This window comes from Microbacterium sp. OR16 (assembly GCF_047306725.1).
GTDB lineage: Bacteria > Actinomycetota > Actinomycetes > Actinomycetales > Microbacteriaceae > Microbacterium.
This window is the reverse complement of sequence record NZ_JAZEXK010000001.1, coordinates 1,183,653-1,200,101: the sequence shown is the minus strand read 5'-3', so window position 1 is coordinate 1,200,101 and position 16,449 is coordinate 1,183,653. Positions and strand designations below refer to the sequence as shown.

Sequence of the window (16,449 nt, the reverse complement as noted above, 5' to 3'; positions counted from 1 at the left end):
ACCGTTCCCGACTAGGCGGAACGGGCCTTCGGCGGTGACGACCCGGCCTAGCCTGGAGTCATGCACGACCACGCACCCGCCGCCGGGGGGATCCGCGACGCCGGTCACCGGCGCCTGCTGGCGATCTCGCTGACGCTGACCGCCACCGTGATGGTGGTGCAGGTGGTCGGCGCCATCCTGTCGGGTTCGCTGGCGCTGCTCGCCGATGCCGCGCACATGTTCACCGACTCATCGGCGCTGGTGGTCGCCCTGGTCGCGACCGCGGTCGCCGCGCGGCCTGCCGACGACCGACGCACGTTCGGCTATCAGCGCGCCGAGGTGTTCGGTGCGCTGATCAACGCGATCATCCTCATCGCGCTCATGGTCGTGGTAGCCGTGCAGGGCATCCAGCGGCTGCTCGTCCCGGGTGAGACAGAGGTGGCGGGCCCGCTGATGCTCACCGTCGCGGTCATCGGCATGGTCGCCAACGCCATCGCGATGTGGGTGCTCGGTCGCGCGCAGAAGACGAGCATCAACGTGCGCGGCGCGTACCTCGAGGTGATGGGCGACCTGATCGGCTCGGCGCTGGTCATCGTCGCTGCGGTCGTGATCGTGACCACCGGGTGGATGCCCGCCGACGCGATCGCGTCGCTGCTGATCGCGGTGCTCATCCTGCCGCGCGCCGTCTCGCTGCTGCGGGAGGTGTTCTCTGTGCTCGCCGAGTCGGCGCCACAGGGCATGGCGATCAGCGAGATCCGCGAGCATCTCAAGGTGTATCCGGGTGTGGTCGACGTGCACGATGTGCACGTGTGGCAGCTCACGCGCGGCGCGCCCGTGTTCACCGCGCACGTGAAGGTCGAGCCTGCCGTGCTCGCATCGGGTGAGGCGTCGCGGCTGCTGCAGGATCTGCAGGGCTGCCTGGCTCACCACTTCGACGTCGCGCACTCGACCTTCCAGCTCGAGCCCGCCGATCACGACGACTGCGAGGCCGCGCACGCCTGAGCGCCGGCGATCCCCGCTGCAGAGGCCGCGAGGGCGTCGACTGGATCGGTGCAGCGTTCAGCCCTCGACGCGCACCTCGTCGGGCGACTTGTCGGGCCGGAGCCCCCGCCAGCGGGAGTGACGAAGGATGCCGCCCGGCGACCAGTTCGCGAACTCGACCTCGCCGACCAGCTCGGGCCGCACCCACAGGGCGTCGGACGCATCCGCGGCGGGGACCCGCAGCGGCGCCGTCTTCATGCGCAGCGGTTCGAGCTGCGCGGAGAGATCGCGCAGCATCCGGTCGGTGAATCCGGTGCCCACCCGGCCGACGTAGCGCAGCCCGCCCTGCGATTCGGAGGAGGGGACGGCGAGCAGCAGCGAGCCGATGCCGCTGCGGCGGCTGCCCTGTCCTGGCCGGATGCCGACGATGACGACCTCCTGCGCGTGCGTCTGCTTGAGTTTCAGCCACGATCCCGACCGCCGGCCGGGCCGGTACCGAGAGTCGGGGTCTTTCGCGACGACACCCTCGAGACCGAACTCGCGGCTCGCGTCGAGCGCCGCCTCGAGATCGTCGAAGACCGGTGGCACCTGCACGGGGGCGTCCAGGTCGGCGGCGAGCTGCTCGAGCAGCTCACGCCGCCGGCGCAGCGGCATGCCGGTGAGGTCGTGCCCGTCGAGGCGCAGCAGATCGAAGAGCATGTAGACGACCGGCGTGCGCACGACCTCGCGCTCGATCTCGCGGCCCTTGGTGAGGTGCATCCGGTTCTGCAGGCGGGCGAAGCTGGGGCGTCCGTCGCGGTCGAAGGCGACGATCTCGCCGTCGACCACAGCGTCGTCGGCCGGCAGATGCGGGGCTCCGTCGGCAGTGAGCTCGGGGTAGCGTGCCGTGATGTCGGTGCCGCTGCGGGCGCGCAGACTGAACCGGCCTGGCCCGTCGTCGCCGCGCCGCCAGGTGCCGACCGCGCGGATGCCGTCCCACTTGATCTCGGCCCACGACGGGTCGCTGAGCGAACGGGCGAGCCCCGGCGTGCCGGACTCGGACAGCATCGGCGGGATGAACGAGGGGAGCGGGGCCGCTTCGGCGCTGCTCTCCGGCGCGGGGCGAGTGGGCTCCTCGGGGCGGGGCGGCTTTGCGGGGCGGGACGGCTTCGCGGTGCGGGACGGCTTCGCGGGGCGGGACGGCTTCTCGGGGCGGGCGGGCTTCTCCGTGCGACGCACGGAGCGGGGCTCGGAATCCGGATGCGAGTGCGCATCCTTCATACGGTGCAGCAGCCACTGCGACTTCTCGCCCTCGCCGCTCGTGCGGATCAGGGCGAGGCGAGCTGAGCCGAGCCGGCCGCCGGTCTGGCCGGTGAAGGTTCCGATCACCTCATCGTCGCGCCATTTCTCCAGCGAGACCGTGCCCGTGTCCCATACCGTCATCGACCCCGCGCCGTACTCGCCGGTCGGTATCTCGCCCTCGAAGGTGAGGTACTCGAGCGGATGCGGCTCGGTCATCACCGCCAGGTGGTTGCGGTCCGCGGTCTCGGGCACGCCTTTCGGCACCGCCCAGCTGATCAGCACGCCGTCGCGTTCGATGCGCAGGTCGTAGTGCAGCCGGCTGGCGTGGTGCTCCTGGATCACGAACCGCGGCGCGCCGCTCGAGCTCGCATATGCCGTCTTCGGCATGGGTTCGGGCGTCTTCGCGGCGTCGCGCTTGGCGAGATACGAGGTGAGCGCCGTGCTGGCCGGGGCCAGAGCGGCGAGCGGGTCGACGCCGGCCTCCATCCGCTCGAGGACCTCGTGCAGTTCGAGGTGCCGCAGGTCGGGGTCGTCGAGTTCGCCCCAGGTGCGCGGTGCGGCGACCCAGGGACGCGCGCGTCCGCGCAGCGAGTAGGGGGCGATGGTCGTCTTCGAGGCGCTGTTCTGGCTCCAGTCGATGAACACCCGTCCGCCGCGCTGCGATTTGGCCATGACGTGGGTGGCGAGGTCGGGATGGTCGGCTTCGATCAGCCGCGCGAGCTCCTTCGCCACGGCCGAGACGTCGTCGCTCGACTGCAGCCCGGTGCCGTCCTCGGTGGTGGGCAGGCGCGCGTAGAGGTGGATGCCCTTGCTGCCGCTGGTGACCGGCATGGGCTCGAGCCCCATCCCGCTCAGGATGCCCCGGGCGATCCGCGCGATCTCCGCGCATTGTGCGAGCCCCACACCGGGACCCGGGTCGAGGTCGAGCACGAGCCGGTCGGGCATGCCGCGCCCGCCGGAGTGCGTGAAGCGCCACTGCGGCACGTGCAGCTCGAGCGCGGCGATCTGCGCGAACCACACCATCGATGCGACGTCGTCGGCGAGCGGATACTCCTTCGGCCCGTCGGAGTGCTCGATGGGCATCCGCCTGATCCAGTCCGGAGCGCCGCGCTCGAGCTGCTTGGTGAAGAAGCTCTCGCCCGGGGCATCCGCCGTGCCGACGCCGTCGACCCATCTCTTGCGGGTGACCGGACGCCCGCGCATGTGCGGCAGCATGAGCGGGGCGATCTGCGAGTAATAGGCGATCACCTCGCCCTTGGTCGTGCCCGTCTCGGGATAGACGACCTTGTCGAGATTGGTGATGCGCAGGCGGCGGCCGTCGATCTGAACGACCTGCTCGCCGGATGCCATGGGGCCAGGTTAGTGGGCATCCGCAACCCCCTCGCCCCGGACGGCCGGCCTGGTGTTCACTGTCAGCATGAGAAGCATCTGGAAGGGCGCCCTGACGTTCGGTCTCGTGAACGTCCCGGTGAAGGTGTACTCCGCGACCGAGGATCACGACGTGCCGCTGCATCAGGTGCACCACGAGGACGGCGGGCGCATCCGCTACCAGCGCGTGTGCGAGATCGACGGGCAGCCGGTCGAGTACGCCGACATCGACCGCGCCTACGTCGACGACGGGCAGACCATCGTGCTCACCAAGGACGACCTGGCCTCCCTTCCCGCCGAGAAGAGCCGTGAGATCGACGTGGTCGAGTTCGTGCCCAGCGAGCAGGTCGACCTGCTGACGCTCGATCGGGCCTACTACCTCGAACCGGACTCGAAGTCGCCGAAGGCGTACGTGCTGCTGCGCAAGACCCTCGAGCAGACCGACCGCACGGCGATCGTGCGCTTCACCCTGCGGCAGAAGACCCGCCTCGCGGCTCTGCGTGTGCGCGGTGACGTGCTCGTGCTGCAGACGCTGCTGTGGTCGGACGAGGTGCGCGAGGCCGCTTTCCCGGCACTCGATGAGGACGTGAGGATCAGCAAGAAGGAGCTCGAGATGTCGGCAGCTCTCGTCGAGAGCTATTCGAGCGATTTCGACCCTGAGGAGTTCGTCGACGAATACCAGAAGGAGCTGCGCACCCTCATCGACGCGAAGATCGAAGCGGGCGAGGGCTTCGACGTCGCAGAGACCTTCGGCGACGAGGACAAGGCCGAGAAGGGCGGCGAGGTCATCGACCTCATGGAGGCGCTGCGCGCCAGCGTCGAGCGCACCAAAGCGGCCAGGAAGGGTGGCGGCGCGGCGGCAAAGGACGCCGATGAAGAGGACGCCGATGATGAGGACGCCGACGAGGTCGGTGACGACGAGAAGCCCTCGTCGACGAAGGGCAAGAAGGCAACGTCGAAGCAGGCCGCGCCCAAGAAGTCAGCGCCCAAGAAGTCGACGCCTAAGAAGTCGACGCCCAAGAAGAAGGCCGGCTGACGGGCGGAACCTCGCCGGTCGCCGCGGTTCAGTGCTTGCCGTCTCCGTCGAGGTCGGGCGCGCGATCGAAGACCTCGGGCTCGAGTCGCAGTGCTGCGGCTTCGTCGGCGTCTGTGACGACGTCGGCGCCCGCCGACGCGGCCTTCTTCGCCTTATAGCGTTCGCTGAGGTAGTGCCAGAGGGTGATGACGGCCGTACCGCCGACGACGGCCAGCAGGATCAGGTCGATGTAGCTCTGCACGAAGTCCGCGACGGGCGGGATGAACCCGATCAGGTATCCGAACATGGTCAAGCCGAAGCCCCATAGCACGGCGCCGATCAGGTTGTAGAGCGAATAGCGCTTCCACGGCATGTGCCCGACGCCCGCGGCCACCGGCGCGAACGTGCGCACGATCGGCACGAACCGGGCGAGGATCACCGTGATCCCGCCGAAGCGCTCGAAGAACGCGTTGGTGCGCTCGACGTTCTTCACGCTGAACAGGCCGGACTCCTTGCGCTCGAAGACGGCGGGCCCGCCCTTATGGCCGATCATGTAGCCGACCTCGCCTCCGACGAAGGCGGCGAGCCCGATCAGCAGAGCGACCACCCACACATTGAGCCCGAACACGCCGTTCTCGGATGCGCCGATCGGGTGCGACAGCAGTCCCGCGATCACGAGCAGCGTGTCGCCGGGCAGGAGGAACCCGACGAGCAGGCCGGTCTCGGCGAAGACGATGAAGCAGACGACGGCGAGCGCCCACGGGCCGGCCGCGCTGATGATGGTCTCCGGATCGAGCCACGGGATCAGCGCAGTCGGAGCCTGGAGCATGGTGTGGAGCAAAGGAGTTCCCGTCGTTCGATTTCGGCGGAGGCTGTGCGGAAGATGGGACTTGAACCCACACGCCCGGGGGCACAGGAACCTAAATCCTGCGTGTCTACCGATTCCACCACTTCCGCGCGGTCTCGAGTCTAGCGATCGAGTCGGTCGGGTTTTCCGTAGATCTGCCGACAGCCGCAGCGGGCGCTGTGGATAACTTCCGCGCCGCCGGGACGATCTCTGTCAGGATGCCGGGCGTGAGTCATCCGTCCGTCGCCGTCGCCGAGAGAGTGCGCCGGCGTCTGCGCTTGGAGAACACCGACCCGGCGGCGCATCCTGACGAGGCGCGGCGGATCGCGCAGCTCGAGGTGCGGCGGCACAACGACCTCGCCCTGCAGCGCGGCGGGGCGATGATCGACGACGAGGCGGCTCTCGTGCGCGACGTGCTGGCATCCGTCTCGGGATTCGGCGCGTTGCAGCCGCTTCTCGACGACCCCGAGATCGAGGAGATCTGGCTCAACGGCCCCGATCGGGTCTTCATCGCCAAGGACGGCGCGACGCACCGCGTCGATCTGCCGCTGACGGATGCCCTGATCCGCGATCTCGTCGAGCGGATGCTGCAGACCACGGGGCGCCGGGTCGACGTCAGCCAGCCGTTCGTCGATGCCTCCCTGCCCGACGGGTCGCGGCTGCACGTCGCCATCGCCGATGTGGTGCGCGGCTCATGGGCGGTGAACATCCGCAAGTTCCTGAAGCGGCACCGCACCCTCGACGCGCTGATCGCGCAGGGCTCGGTGCCCGAGCACGTCGCCTCCGTGCTGCTCGCCGGCCTGCGCGAGGGGCGCAGCATCATCGTCTCGGGCGCCACGCACGCGGGCAAGACCACGCTGCTCGGCGCCCTGCTCGCGGCCTGCGCGGCGGAGCAGCGCATCATCACCGTCGAGGAGACCTTCGAGCTCGCCGTCGACGGACCCGATGTCGTGGCGCTGCAGGGGCGACAGGCGAGCCTGGAGGGCACGGGCGAGATCACGCTGCGGCGGCTGGTGAAAGAGGCTCTGCGCATGCGTCCCGACCGGCTCGTCGTCGGCGAGGTCCGCGACGCCGAGGCGCTCGATCTCGTGCTCGCGCTCAACACCGGCGTTCCCGGCGCGGGCACGGTGCACGCCAACTCCGCGGCCGAAGCCCTCGAGAAGCTCGCGCTGCTGCCCCTGCTCGCCGGGCGCAACATCGACCGCGCGTTCATCGCGCCGGCGCTGGCGTCCTCGATCTCATTCGTCGTGCACTGCCGGCGCGAGGCCGACGGATCCCGTCGCGTGGCCGAACTGATCGCGCCGACGGGCGAGGTCGTCGACGGACGCATCATGAGCACACCGGTCTACCGGGCGGAGGGAGGGGGATGACTCTGCTCGTCGGCGCACTGCTCGGCGCCGGTCTGCTGCTGTGCGCGTCGCCCTGGCTGTGGCCGGCGCGGGATCGCCCCCCGCGCGAACCGCGCAGTTCGCGCCTGCGGCGGCTTCTCGACGAGGCTGGGCATTCGCGCACGCCGGTGCGCACGATCGCGGCCGTCATGATCGTGCTCGCCGCGGTGGCCGCCGCCTTCGCCTGGCTGCTCACGGGCATACCCGTGCTGGCTGCTCTCGCGGCGCTCGCCGGAGTCGCGGCACCGGTCATGTTCCTGCGCGGACGGCGCCTCCGGCTGCGCAAAGCGCGGCGACAGATGTGGCCGGACGTCTGCGACCTGCTGGTCGCGGCGATCCGGGTAGGGCTCTCGCTGCCCGATGCGGTGGCGAGTCTCGCCGAGTCAGCGCCCCCGGCCGTGCGCCCGGCGTTCGGCGTCTTCGCCCGCGACCTGCAGTCCACCGGGCGCTTCGAGTCGAGTCTCGACCGGCTCAAGGCGACGCTGGCCGATCCGATCGCCGACCGCATCGTCGAGACCCTGCGGATGGCCCGCCAGGTCGGCGGGACCGAGCTCACCGGCGTGCTGCGGGCGCTGTCGTCGTCGGTGCGCGCCGATGCGGCGCTGCGCGGCGAGGTCGAGGCGCGACAGTCGTGGATCCGGGGCGCGGCCGTGCTCGGCGCCGTCGCGCCCTGGGTGGTCCTGGCGCTGCTGGCGATGCGCCCGGAAGGCCGTGATGCGTACGGCAGCACCGAGGGCGTCGTGGTGATCCTCGTCGGGGCGGTCGTGTCAGTGGTGGCATTCCGGATCATGCTGCGCATCGGGCGGCTGCCCGAGCCGGAGCGGTGGTTCGGATGAGCGCGGTGACGGATGCCGCGGTCTCGGTGCTGCTGGGCGGGGCGCTCGCGCTCGGGCTGCTCGGCGTGCTCTCCGCACTGCCTCGCTGGGGTGCGCCGCGTCTCGAGCAGCGGATCGCACCCTACGTGCGCGACGTGGTCGACGACCAGGCGCTGCCGGCGGGCATCCTGCCCACGGTCGGCGTCATGCCCGTGCACGGCCGGCGGCTCTGGGACAGCTGTCGCGGCATGTTCGAGCGAGTGATCGGAGGTGGCGACGCGCTGCGACTGCGCCTCGCGCAGGCCGGGCTGGCGCGGACTCCCGCGACGTTCCGGGGGCGTCAGCTGGCGTGGGGCGTAGCCGGGCTCGTGGCGGGTGCGGTCGTGGTGGTCGGCATCGCCGTGTCGGGTCGGATGACTGCGCCGGCGGCTCTGCTGCCGATCATCGCCGCAGCCGGCGCCGCGATCGCTTACGACATGCAGCTCACGGGTCGTGCCCGCGCCCGTCGGGCCCGCCTCGCAGACGAACTGCCCACCACGCTCGAGTTCCTCGCCCTGTGCCTCTCGGCGGGCGAGTCGCTGCTCGACGCGCTGCGGCGGGTGTCGTCGATCGGCACGGGGGAGCTGACCGGTGAGCTGCGGCAGACCGTGATCGCCGTGCACACCGGCTCGCCGCTCGCCGACGCGCTCGGCGAGACCGCCACGAGGCTGCAGCTGTCCGGTCTGTCGCGCGCGACCGATCAGATCATCGCCGCACTCGAGCACGGCGCGCCGCTCGCCGCGGTGCTGCACTCCCAGGCCGCCGACGCGCGCGACGAGGCGAAGCGGGTGCTCATCGAGCAGGCGGGGCAGAAGGAGATCCTCATGCTGCTGCCGCTCGTATTCCTGATCCTGCCGCTGAGTGTGCTCTTCGCGGTGTACCCGGGCCTGTTCATCCTGCGACTGGGGCTCGGCTGAGACGAGATCGACGATCCGGAGGGAAGAGAGAATGAAGAAGCTGCAGAGATGGTTCGCGGCCGGCCGTGAGCTGGCCGAGGACGACCGGGGCGATGTGCCCGGATGGGTGCTGGTGACGCTGATGACTGCGGCGCTGGTCGTGGTGATATGGGCGGTCGCCGGTCCCGCGCTGGTCGATCTGTTCGAGCAGGCGATCTCGCGCGTCTCGGGCATCTGATGGTCGCCTGTGATGCGTGCGCGGTCGCTGCTCGTCAATGAGCGCGGGTCGAGTCCCGTCGAGTTCGTGCTCGTCGGCGCGCTGCTGACCGCGCTCACTCTCGCTGTGCTGCAGATCGCCTTCTCCGTGTATGTCCGCAACGTCGTGCACGACGCCGCTGTCGAGGGCGCGCACCACGCCGCCCTGGCCGACACGACACTCGACGAGGGTGCCGCGCGCACCGAGGCTGTGATCACCCGGGCCGTCGGAGCCGAGTACGCAGGGGACGTGGCGATCGGCGAGGACATGGCCCTGGGGCATCCGAGCGTGGTCGTGCGCGTCCGCACCACCTTGCCCGTGCTGGGCCTGCTCGGCGTTCCGTTCGGACTGGAGGTGGATGCTCGTGCGCCCGTCGAATCGTTCGGCGACGAGTGAGTCGCTCATCGGCGACGAGTCCGGCTCCGCAGCCCTGGAGTTCATCGTCGCCGGAGTGCTGCTGCTCGTCCCGCTCGTGTACCTGGTGCTCGTGCTGGGCGCGGTGCAGGAGCAGACGCTCGGCGCCGAGGCCGCCGCGCGCCACACCGCGCGGGTGATCGGTCAGGCGCCGGATGCCCGCACCGCCGCCGAACGGGGCGAGGCCGTGCTCGCCGGTGTGATCCGCGAGTACGGCATGGACGAGGGCGCGGTCGATGTGGGGATCGCCTGCCGCCCGGCGGGCGCCGAGTGCCCCGGCGCGGGGGCGACGGTGATCGTCACCGTGCGGTCACGAGTCACGCTGCCGCTGATGCCGTCGATCTTCGGTCTGGATGCTCTGGCGGCGATCCCGATCGAGGCGCAGGCCGCGCAGAAGGTGTCGAGACTGTGGGGGAGCGGATGAGGGTGCGAGCCCGCCTCCGCGCCGCGCTCGCCGATGACGACGGCAGCGTGCTGCCGCTCGTGCTCGGGTACGTGCTGCTCGCGATCGCGGTGATCTTCGTCTGCGTGTGCGCGACCGATCTCTACATCGCGCAGAAGCGCCTCGACTCGCTCGCCGATGCCGCGGCGCTCGCCGGGTCGGACGGGTTCACCCTGCAGACCGAGGGCGACGCGGTGCGCGCCGAACTCTCCGACGGGGGCGTCCGTGAGCAGGCATCCGCTGTCGTCGACGCCGTGGACTCCGACGCGGAGCTCGTCTCGGCGGGAACGCCGGACGGGGTGTCGGCGCGGGTCACGGTGGCCGCGGCCTGGCATCCGCCGCTCTTCTCGCCCTTCGTGCCCGATGGCGTGCCCCTCGAGGCCACGGCGACCAGCCGCACTGCCTTGCGCTGAGCCGGCCTTCAGCGCTCGCGTCGCGGCAGGAACTTCGGCGTCCACACGGCGAACCCCGCAGCCCCCAGCAGCGCCACCCCGCCCATTAGCCCGGCCGCGACGGGCAGCGATGCCAGTGCGACGACGGACGCGATCACGACTGGAGCGGCCGCGCCACCGGCATCCGTCAGCGTCCGCCACGCACCCAGGAAGGTCGCCGGATCCGTCTCGGGGGCGAGGTCGGCCCCGTAGGTGAGCAGGATGCCGCTCGAGAGACCGTTTCCGAGGCCGAGCACGGCGGCCATCAGCACGAACCACATCGTCGCCTGATCGAAGTCGTGCGTGACGGAGAGGATGATGAGCCCCGTGCCCATGAGCAGCATGGCCGGCAGCGCCGCCCAGATCCGCCCGAACCGGTCCATCACCTGGCCGCTCGCGTAGAACAGGGTGAAGTCGATGGCGCCCGAGACGCCGACGACGATCGCGATCGTGCTGGCATCGAGGCCGAGCGAGACACCCCACAGCGGCAGGATCACCTGCCGGGCCGAGCGCACCGCCGACAGCGCAGCGGCCGACAGGCCCAGGCGCATCAGCACGGCCCGGTGATACGAGATCGTCTCGAGCACCCCGTACCGGTCGCGGGTCGGGATCGATCCGGTCACGACCTCGCCCGAGTCCTCGGCGACCGCGGCGCCGGTGGGCTTCAGCAGCACCGGGCTGGTCTTCTCGGGGTCGGGTCCGAACAGCACGAGCGGCACGATCGCCGCACAGCACACGATCAGCGCCCAGATCGTCGACTGCTCCGACCCGGTCAGCTGGATCAGGGCGGCCGCGACGAAGGGGCCGATGAAGACGCCGAAGCGGAAGCTGCCGCCCAGCAGCGACAGCGCCCTGGCGCGGAACCTCGGCGGCACGCGGGTCGTCATGAACGCGTGTCTTGCGAGCCCGAACGCCGCCGCGCAGAAGCCGAGCACGAACACCGAGACGGCGAACAGCGTGAGGTCGTCGGCGAGCAGCATCCCCACCCCGGCGGCGATCGAGAGCACGCCCGCGACGACCATCGTGAACCGCTCGCCGACCTTCGCGACCAGCGCTCCCGCCGGCAGATTGCCGCACAGCTGTCCGATCACCAGAGCCGCGGCCACGAGCGCGGCCAGCGACACGTCGGCGCCGAGCCGGGTGGCGATGACGGGTATCAGGGGGATGACGGCACCCTCGCCCAGCGAGAAGAGCACGGTCGGCGCGTAGACCATCGGCCCGAACCGCCTGAGGACACCCGCCGCGCTGTCGACCACACCGCCACGCTAGTCCTGCCTGCCTCGCAGTCGGAGCAGGGACATACCGCGGTCAGGGAAGCGGGCCCCCGGCGCGATAAGGTGGACTGCCATGTTCGAACTCGATCTCTCCGCCGACATACAGGCCCTGCGACACACCTTCGGCGACATCCGCGAGGTCGTCGACGTCACCGCCCTGCGCGAGGACATCGCGCGACTCAGCGAGGAGGCGGGCGCACCCGATCTCTGGGACGATCCGGAGAAGGCGCAGAAGGTGACCAGCGCGCTCAGCCACAAGCAGGCCGACCTCAAGCGCGTCACCGAGGTCGAGCGCCGGCTCGACGACCTCGACGTGCTCATCGAGCTGGCCAACGAGATGCAGGACGAGGACTCCGCCGCCGAGGCGCGCGCCGAGCTCGAATCGCTCACGCAGACCATCAACCAGCTCGAGGTGCAGACGCTCCTCGACGGCGAGTACGACGACCGCAATGCGATCATCACCATCCGGTCGGGCGCCGGCGGTGACGATGCCACCGACTTCGCCGAGATGCTCATGCGAATGTACCTGCGCTGGGCCGAGCAGCACGGCTACCCGGTGAAGGTGATGGACACCTCGTACGCCGAGGGTGCGGGCATCAAGTCGGCCACGTTCGAGATCACCGCCCCCTACGCGTTCGGCACGCTGTCGGTCGAGGCGGGCACCCACCGCCTGGCCCGCATCAGCCCGTTCGGCTCGGCCGACAAGCGTCAGACCTCGTTCGCCGCGGTCGAGGTCATCCCGCTGATGGAGGAGGCCACCGAGGTCGAGATCCCCGAGAACGACCTGCGCGTCGACGTGTTCCGCTCGTCGGGCCCCGGTGGGCAGTCGGTGAACACCACCGACTCGGCTGTGCGCCTGACCCACCTTCCCACCGGCATCGTCATCTCGATGCAGAACGAGAAGTCGCAGATCCAGAACCGCGCCGCCGCCATGCGTCTGCTGCAGACGCGCCTGCTGCTGCTGCAGAAGGAGCAGGAGGCGGCGAAGAAGAAGGAGCTCGCGGGCAACATCACCGCCAGCTGGGGCGACCAGATGCGCTCCTACTTCCTCTACGGCCAGCAGCTCGTCAAGGACCTGCGCACCGGCCACGAGTCGGGCAACCCGGCCAGCGTCTTCGACGGCGACCTGGACGACTTCATCTCGGCGGGCATCCGCTGGCGAAAGCGCAAGGAAGAGGACTGATCCTCACCGCACACGAAGAACGGCCCCGAGCTCGAGCTCGGGGCCGTTCTTCGTCCGTGCCGATCTCAGCGGCGTCGGGTCACTGCGTCGCGCAGGTGGAGGCCGCGTCGGTGAGCGTCGAGCCGAACTCCATCGCGTCGTCGGGGTCGGTCAGCGCGATGTCGCCGTCGGCGATCTGCTGCAGCGAGGCATCGCTCATGTCGGAGGCGACGAGCTCCTCGCCGAGGCACAGCAGCATGCCCTCCGGATACTCCATCTCCTGCTCCTGGAGCATGATCTGCTCCAGGCCGACCGCGACCTCATCGGCGGTGGGCCGCTCGCCTGTCGCGTCTGGCGCGGTCGACTCCTCGGTGTACGGCTCCTCCGACGAATACGGCTCATCCGAGGGGTACGGGTCGTACGACGAATCCCAGGATTCGCTGGCGATCGACGCGAAGAGGGTGACGCTGAGCACGACCGTGGCGACGACGCCCATCACGATCGACAGGATCAGGCCGACGATGCCCGGCCACTTCGCGGTGTTCTTGATGAACAGCGCGATGATCGACACGACGAACGCACCGAAGAGCAGGAACGAGCCGATCAAGAAGGTGACCAGGTTCGGGATGCACGCGACGATGCCGCCGACCACGGCGAGTCCGAGTCCGATGTATCCGAGCACCGGGGTCTTGCGGGGGCCGGCGTCCGGTGCCGCATGAGCGCTGCCATAGGGTGCCGGCGCGGCGTAGGAATTCTGCGGATCGCCGGCGGCTCCGGGATACCCCTGCTGACCATACGCCGCCTGACCGTAGGGGGCCTGCCCGTAGGGCGCCTCGCCGTATGCGCTCTGCGGGTAGCCCTCCGGGGTGACCGACGGGTACGCCTCGGTCGGCTGGGTGGACTCCGCTGCCCCCGGTGCGACGGGAGGGGCGTACTCGCCATGCGCGTCCGCGGATGCTCCGGCATCCGGCGTCGACGCGGATCCCGCAGCCGACTCCGTGCCCGGCTGCGCGTGCTCGGCGGAGGGGCTCTCGGGCGCGTAGTGCTCGGTCCACTGCTCACCGTCCCACCAGCGCTGGCGTCCCGATCCGTCGTCGTACCATCCTGCGGGAACGCTCATGGCCTTCTCCTCGTCTCCGTCTGCGCCGTCGGCTCGTGCCGCACGACCTGCCATAGCGGCGCATGCGCGCCCCTATGTGTATATCAGTCACGGTCAACGGGTACGCCCCGGGTGAGTGTCGCTGGCGGCCCTGAGCCGGCTCACGCTTAGGCTCGTATGGCCATGATCCGGTTCGAGAACGTCACCAAGCGCTATCGCGGCACGAAACGCCCCGCACTGTCAGAAGTCGACTTCAACGTCGAGGCGGGGGAGTTCGTCTTCCTCGTCGGAGCCTCGGGTTCCGGCAAATCGACGTGCCTGCGTCTCATCCTCCGCGAGGATGTCCCCACCACCGGCCGCGTCGCCGTGCTCGGCCGCGATCTGCGCTCGCTGGCGAACCGCAAGGTGCCCTACTTCCGGCGCCACATCGGCTCGGTGTTCCAGGACTTCCGCCTGCTGCCGTCGAAGACCGTCGCGCAGAACGTGGCCTTCTCGCTGCAGGTCATCGGGTCGTCGCGCGGCTTCATCCAGCAGGCGGTGCCCGAGGCGCTCGCGCTGGTCGGCCTCGACGGTAAGGCGAAGCGGATGCCGCACGAGCTCTCGGGCGGTGAGCAGCAGCGCGTCGCGATCGCGCGCGCCATCGTCAACCGGCCGAAGGTGCTGCTCGCCGACGAGCCCACCGGAAACCTCGACCCGGCGACGTCGGTGGGCATCATGCAGCTGCTGACGCGCATCAACGCGGGCGGTACGACGGTCGTCATGGCCACGCACGAAGCGGCTTTCGTCGACCAGATGCAGCGCCGTGTCATCGAGCTCAAGGGCGGCGAGATGGTGCGCGACGAGGTCGGCGGCGGCTACGGAGACACCTCCAGCATCCCGCGCCTCCTGCCCGAGACCGTGCCGGGGGCGGCCGCCGCCGCGGCACTCACCGCCGTGCAGGAGATCCAGCGCGAGACGATCACCGGCGTCGTGCCGACGCCGCCCATCGAGCAGCCCGCCGTGCCGCAGGCGGCATCCCGGCCGACGTCGGATCCGCACGCCCATCCGCCGACCGACCCGCGCCCGCCCGCCGTGGCCACCCCGCCCGAGGAGCGTCCGGCGGCCGTCGGTCCGCGAACCAACCCGATCGTGATCCCGGAGGTGGAGGTCGCCGAGCTGGGCATGGCCGACAGACTCGGCCTCTCGCGTGACGACGACGAGGAAGTGGGCCCGACCTCATGAACTTCGGACTCATCGTCGGCGAGGCGCTGATCGGCCTTCGCCGCAACATCTCGATGGTCATCTCGGTGGTGCTGGTCACCTTCGTCTCGCTGACTTTCGTCGGCGCCGCGATCCTCATGCAGACGCAGATCCAGACTATGCGCGGCTACTGGGGCGAGAAGGCCGAGGTCACCATCTACATGTGCTCGCCGCTGTCGACGTCGCAGAACTGCACGTCAGACGAGGCGACCGAAGAGCAGATCACGACGGTCGAGGACGAGCTGGCCGGTCCCGCGCTCAAGCCCCTGATCAGCGACGTCGCCTTCGATGACAAGGAGACGACCTACCAGAACTGGATCGAGCGCTTCGGCGAGGAGCAGGCGAACGCCTTCGGCGTCGAGAACATGGGCGTCGCATTCCGCGTCACCATGAAGGATCCGCAGCAGTCGCGCGTGCTCACCGAGGCGTTCTCGGGAGTGGCGGGCGTCGACGAGGTGCAGGACCAGCGCCGCCTGCTCGATCCGCTGTTCTCCGCGCTCACCGTCGCGACCTACGTCGCGGTCGGCGTCGCAGCGCTCATGCTCATCGCCGCCGTGCTGCTGATCGCCACGACCATCCGACTGTCGGCCTACGCGCGTCGCAAGGAGATCGGCATCATGCGCCTGGTGGGGGCGTCGAACCGGTCGATCCAGACTCCGTTCGTGCTGGAAGGCGTCTTCGCCGCCTTCCTCGGATCGGTGTTCGCCAGCGCGGCCGTGCTGACCGGCGTGAAGTTCGGCGTCGAGGGGTATCTGGCCGAGCGCGTGCCGTTCATGCGGCCGCTCGTCGACATGCGGGATGCGGCGTTCGTGGTGCCCGTGCTGATCGGCATCGGCGTGCTGCTCGCGGCTCTGTCTGCCGGATTCGCGATCCGGCGCTGGCTGCGCACCTGATCCTTAGAGAGGCTCAGGAACCCCTCGTCAGGCTCAGCAACCCTTCGACAGGCTCAGGAACCGATAGGGTGGAGGGCTGTCTGTCGTCAGGAGAAGAACATGCCCAGGGAACGCGGGGAGAAGGTCGTCGCGACCAACCGTCGCGCGCGTCACGACTACAACCTCGAGAAGTCGTACGAGGCGGGTCTCGTGCTCACCGGCACCGAGGTCAAGTCGCTGCGTCAAGGGCGCGCCAACCTCAGCGACGGCTATGCGTACGTCAAGGGCGGCGAGGCGTACCTCGACGCCGTGCATATCCCGGAGTACTCCCAGGGGCACTGGACCAATCACTCCGCCAAGCGCATCCGCAAGCTGCTGCTGCACAAGGATGAGATCCGCAAGCTCGAGCACGCCGTCTCGGCCGGCGGCTACACGCTCATCCCGTTGAAGCTGTACTTCTCCGACGGTCGAGCCAAGGTCGAGATCGCCCTGGCGAAGGGCAAGAAGGAGTACGACAAGCGTCAGACGCTGCGCGAGCGTCAGGACACCCGCGAAGCCGAGCGGGCGATGCGCCTGCGCAATCGCGTGGGCGAATAGCCCACAGACACGCTCGCGCCGGCCCCTTCGACGGGCTCAGGGACCCAGCCGGGG

General features: G+C 69.9%; 17 protein-coding genes and 1 tRNA gene. 13 read left to right on the top strand and 5 right to left on the bottom strand.

The window, feature by feature from the left end; translation table 11 throughout:
- Window positions 1–60 precede the first annotated feature (60 nt).
- Entirely contained in the window at window positions 61–981 is a 921-nt protein-coding gene (locus V2S05_RS05820; protein ID WP_413634366.1) for a cation diffusion facilitator family transporter, read from the top strand.
- Window positions 982–1,038: 57 nt separating this feature from the next.
- Here the strand turns inward: V2S05_RS05820 and V2S05_RS05815 are convergent, their stop codons facing one another.
- Complete coding sequence (locus V2S05_RS05815; protein ID WP_413634365.1) at window positions 1,039–3,591, bottom strand: ATP-dependent DNA ligase; 2,553 nt, start codon at window positions 3,589–3,591, stop codon at window positions 1,039–1,041.
- Between the two features lie 67 nt (window positions 3,592–3,658).
- Here V2S05_RS05815 and V2S05_RS05810 point away from each other — a divergent pair, with 67 nt between their 5' ends.
- Window positions 3,659–4,645 carry a Ku protein gene (locus V2S05_RS05810; protein ID WP_413634364.1) on the top strand — a complete coding sequence of 329 codons (987 nt, stop codon included), beginning with the start codon at window positions 3,659–3,661 and terminating at the stop codon, window positions 4,643–4,645.
- Window positions 4,646–4,673: 28 nt separating this feature from the next.
- Here V2S05_RS05810 and V2S05_RS05805 read toward each other — a convergent pair whose 3' ends face one another.
- Both V2S05_RS05805 and V2S05_RS05800 read right to left on the bottom strand, forming a co-directional pair.
- Window positions 4,674–5,453 (bottom strand): DedA family protein, encoded by a 780-nt coding sequence (locus tag V2S05_RS05805; RefSeq protein ID WP_413634363.1) that lies wholly within the window; start codon window positions 5,451–5,453, stop codon window positions 4,674–4,676.
- A gap of 46 nt (window positions 5,454–5,499) precedes the next feature.
- Window positions 5,500–5,581: transfer RNA gene (locus tag V2S05_RS05800), tRNA-Leu, on the bottom strand.
- Window positions 5,582–5,698: 117 nt separating this feature from the next.
- Between V2S05_RS05800 and V2S05_RS05795 the strand changes: the two genes are divergently transcribed.
- Genes V2S05_RS05795 through V2S05_RS05765 form a run of 7 tightly spaced genes read left to right on the top strand, consistent with a single transcriptional unit; the run spans window position 5,699 to window position 10,134 of the window.
- The gene (locus V2S05_RS05795; protein WP_413634362.1) at window positions 5,699–6,841 is read left to right on the top strand and encodes a CpaF family protein; all 1,143 of its coding nucleotides are present in this window, start codon (window positions 5,699–5,701) and stop codon (window positions 6,839–6,841) included.
- Window positions 6,838–7,695, top strand: a complete 858-nt coding sequence (locus tag V2S05_RS05790) for a type II secretion system F family protein (protein ID WP_271637227.1) — start codon at window positions 6,838–6,840, stop codon at window positions 7,693–7,695. The genes V2S05_RS05795 and V2S05_RS05790 overlap by 4 nt, the downstream gene beginning before the upstream one ends.
- Entirely contained in the window at window positions 7,692–8,630 is a 939-nt protein-coding gene (locus V2S05_RS05785) for a type II secretion system F family protein (protein ID WP_413634361.1), read from the top strand. Before V2S05_RS05790 ends, V2S05_RS05785 begins: the two co-directional genes overlap by 4 nt.
- A gap of 31 nt (window positions 8,631–8,661) precedes the next feature.
- On the top strand, window positions 8,662–8,847 hold the full coding sequence (locus V2S05_RS05780; RefSeq protein WP_271637229.1) for a hypothetical protein: 186 nt from the start codon (window positions 8,662–8,664) through the stop codon (window positions 8,845–8,847).
- 12 nt (window positions 8,848–8,859) lie between these two features.
- Window positions 8,860–9,261 (top strand): TadE/TadG family type IV pilus assembly protein, encoded by a 402-nt coding sequence (locus V2S05_RS05775; protein ID WP_413634360.1) that lies wholly within the window; start codon window positions 8,860–8,862, stop codon window positions 9,259–9,261.
- Window positions 9,230–9,703, top strand: a complete 474-nt coding sequence (locus tag V2S05_RS05770; protein WP_413634359.1) for a TadE family protein — start codon at window positions 9,230–9,232, stop codon at window positions 9,701–9,703. Before V2S05_RS05775 ends, V2S05_RS05770 begins: the two co-directional genes overlap by 32 nt.
- Entirely contained in the window at window positions 9,700–10,134 is a 435-nt protein-coding gene (locus V2S05_RS05765; RefSeq protein WP_413634358.1) for a pilus assembly protein TadG-related protein, read from the top strand. Before V2S05_RS05770 ends, V2S05_RS05765 begins: the two co-directional genes overlap by 4 nt.
- Window positions 10,135–10,142: 8 nt before the next feature.
- On the opposite strand, the gene V2S05_RS05760 is transcribed toward V2S05_RS05765, so the two are convergent.
- Complete coding sequence (locus V2S05_RS05760) at window positions 10,143–11,366, bottom strand: MFS transporter (RefSeq protein ID WP_413635246.1); 1,224 nt, start codon at window positions 11,364–11,366, stop codon at window positions 10,143–10,145.
- Window positions 11,367–11,499: 133 nt separating this feature from the next.
- Between V2S05_RS05760 and prfB the strand changes: the two genes are divergently transcribed.
- The gene (gene prfB, locus V2S05_RS05755) at window positions 11,500–12,609 is read left to right on the top strand and encodes a peptide chain release factor 2 (RefSeq protein ID WP_099196825.1); all 1,110 of its coding nucleotides are present in this window, start codon (window positions 11,500–11,502) and stop codon (window positions 12,607–12,609) included.
- A gap of 79 nt (window positions 12,610–12,688) precedes the next feature.
- On the opposite strand, the gene V2S05_RS05750 is transcribed toward prfB, so the two are convergent.
- Complete coding sequence (locus V2S05_RS05750) at window positions 12,689–13,708, bottom strand: DUF2510 domain-containing protein (protein ID WP_413634357.1); 1,020 nt, start codon at window positions 13,706–13,708, stop codon at window positions 12,689–12,691.
- A gap of 162 nt (window positions 13,709–13,870) precedes the next feature.
- Here V2S05_RS05750 and ftsE point away from each other — a divergent pair, with 162 nt between their 5' ends.
- The 3 genes from ftsE to smpB all read left to right on the top strand — a co-directional run bounded on the left by ftsE (window position 13,871) and on the right by smpB (window position 16,395).
- Window positions 13,871–14,908 carry a cell division ATP-binding protein FtsE gene (ftsE, locus tag V2S05_RS05745; protein ID WP_413634356.1) on the top strand — a complete coding sequence of 346 codons (1,038 nt, stop codon included), beginning with the start codon at window positions 13,871–13,873 and terminating at the stop codon, window positions 14,906–14,908.
- Window positions 14,905–15,819 (top strand): permease-like cell division protein FtsX, encoded by a 915-nt coding sequence (gene ftsX, locus V2S05_RS05740; protein WP_271637235.1) that lies wholly within the window; start codon window positions 14,905–14,907, stop codon window positions 15,817–15,819. Before ftsE ends, ftsX begins: the two co-directional genes overlap by 4 nt.
- Before the next feature lie 99 nt (window positions 15,820–15,918).
- A complete protein-coding gene (gene smpB, locus V2S05_RS05735) occupies window positions 15,919–16,395 on the top strand; it encodes an SsrA-binding protein SmpB (RefSeq protein ID WP_099196789.1) in 477 nt (158 codons plus the stop codon).
- Window positions 16,396–16,449 lie beyond the last annotated feature (54 nt).

What these genes read in the sequence shown, in the direction of transcription:
- ftsE (WP_413634356.1), top strand. Translation starts at nt 13,871, where the DNA reads ATGATCCGGTTCGAGAACGTCACCAAGCGCTATCGCGGCACGAAACGC.
- V2S05_RS05810 (WP_413634364.1), top strand. Translation starts at nt 3,659, where the DNA reads ATGAGAAGCATCTGGAAGGGCGCCCTGACGTTCGGTCTCGTGAACGTC.
- V2S05_RS05750 (WP_413634357.1), bottom strand. Translation starts at nt 13,708, where the DNA reads ATGAGCGTTCCCGCAGGATGGTACGACGACGGATCGGGACGCCAGCGC.
- smpB (WP_099196789.1), top strand. Translation starts at nt 15,919, where the DNA reads ATGCCCAGGGAACGCGGGGAGAAGGTCGTCGCGACCAACCGTCGCGCG.
- V2S05_RS05805 (WP_413634363.1), bottom strand. Translation starts at nt 5,453, where the DNA reads ATGCTCCAGGCTCCGACTGCGCTGATCCCGTGGCTCGATCCGGAGACC.
- V2S05_RS05760 (WP_413635246.1), bottom strand. Translation starts at nt 11,366, where the DNA reads ATGGTCTACGCGCCGACCGTGCTCTTCTCGCTGGGCGAGGGTGCCGTC.
- V2S05_RS05780 (WP_271637229.1), top strand. Translation starts at nt 8,662, where the DNA reads ATGAAGAAGCTGCAGAGATGGTTCGCGGCCGGCCGTGAGCTGGCCGAG.
- V2S05_RS05815 (WP_413634365.1), bottom strand. Translation starts at nt 3,591, where the DNA reads ATGGCATCCGGCGAGCAGGTCGTTCAGATCGACGGCCGCCGCCTGCGC.
- V2S05_RS05790 (WP_271637227.1), top strand. Translation starts at nt 6,838, where the DNA reads ATGACTCTGCTCGTCGGCGCACTGCTCGGCGCCGGTCTGCTGCTGTGC.
- prfB (WP_099196825.1), top strand. Translation starts at nt 11,500, where the DNA reads ATGTTCGAACTCGATCTCTCCGCCGACATACAGGCCCTGCGACACACC.
- V2S05_RS05820 (WP_413634366.1), top strand. Translation starts at nt 61, where the DNA reads ATGCACGACCACGCACCCGCCGCCGGGGGGATCCGCGACGCCGGTCAC.
- ftsX (WP_271637235.1), top strand. Translation starts at nt 14,905, where the DNA reads ATGAACTTCGGACTCATCGTCGGCGAGGCGCTGATCGGCCTTCGCCGC.
- V2S05_RS05765 (WP_413634358.1), top strand. Translation starts at nt 9,700, where the DNA reads ATGAGGGTGCGAGCCCGCCTCCGCGCCGCGCTCGCCGATGACGACGGC.
- V2S05_RS05775 (WP_413634360.1), top strand. Translation starts at nt 8,860, where the DNA reads ATGCGTGCGCGGTCGCTGCTCGTCAATGAGCGCGGGTCGAGTCCCGTC.
- V2S05_RS05785 (WP_413634361.1), top strand. Translation starts at nt 7,692, where the DNA reads ATGAGCGCGGTGACGGATGCCGCGGTCTCGGTGCTGCTGGGCGGGGCG.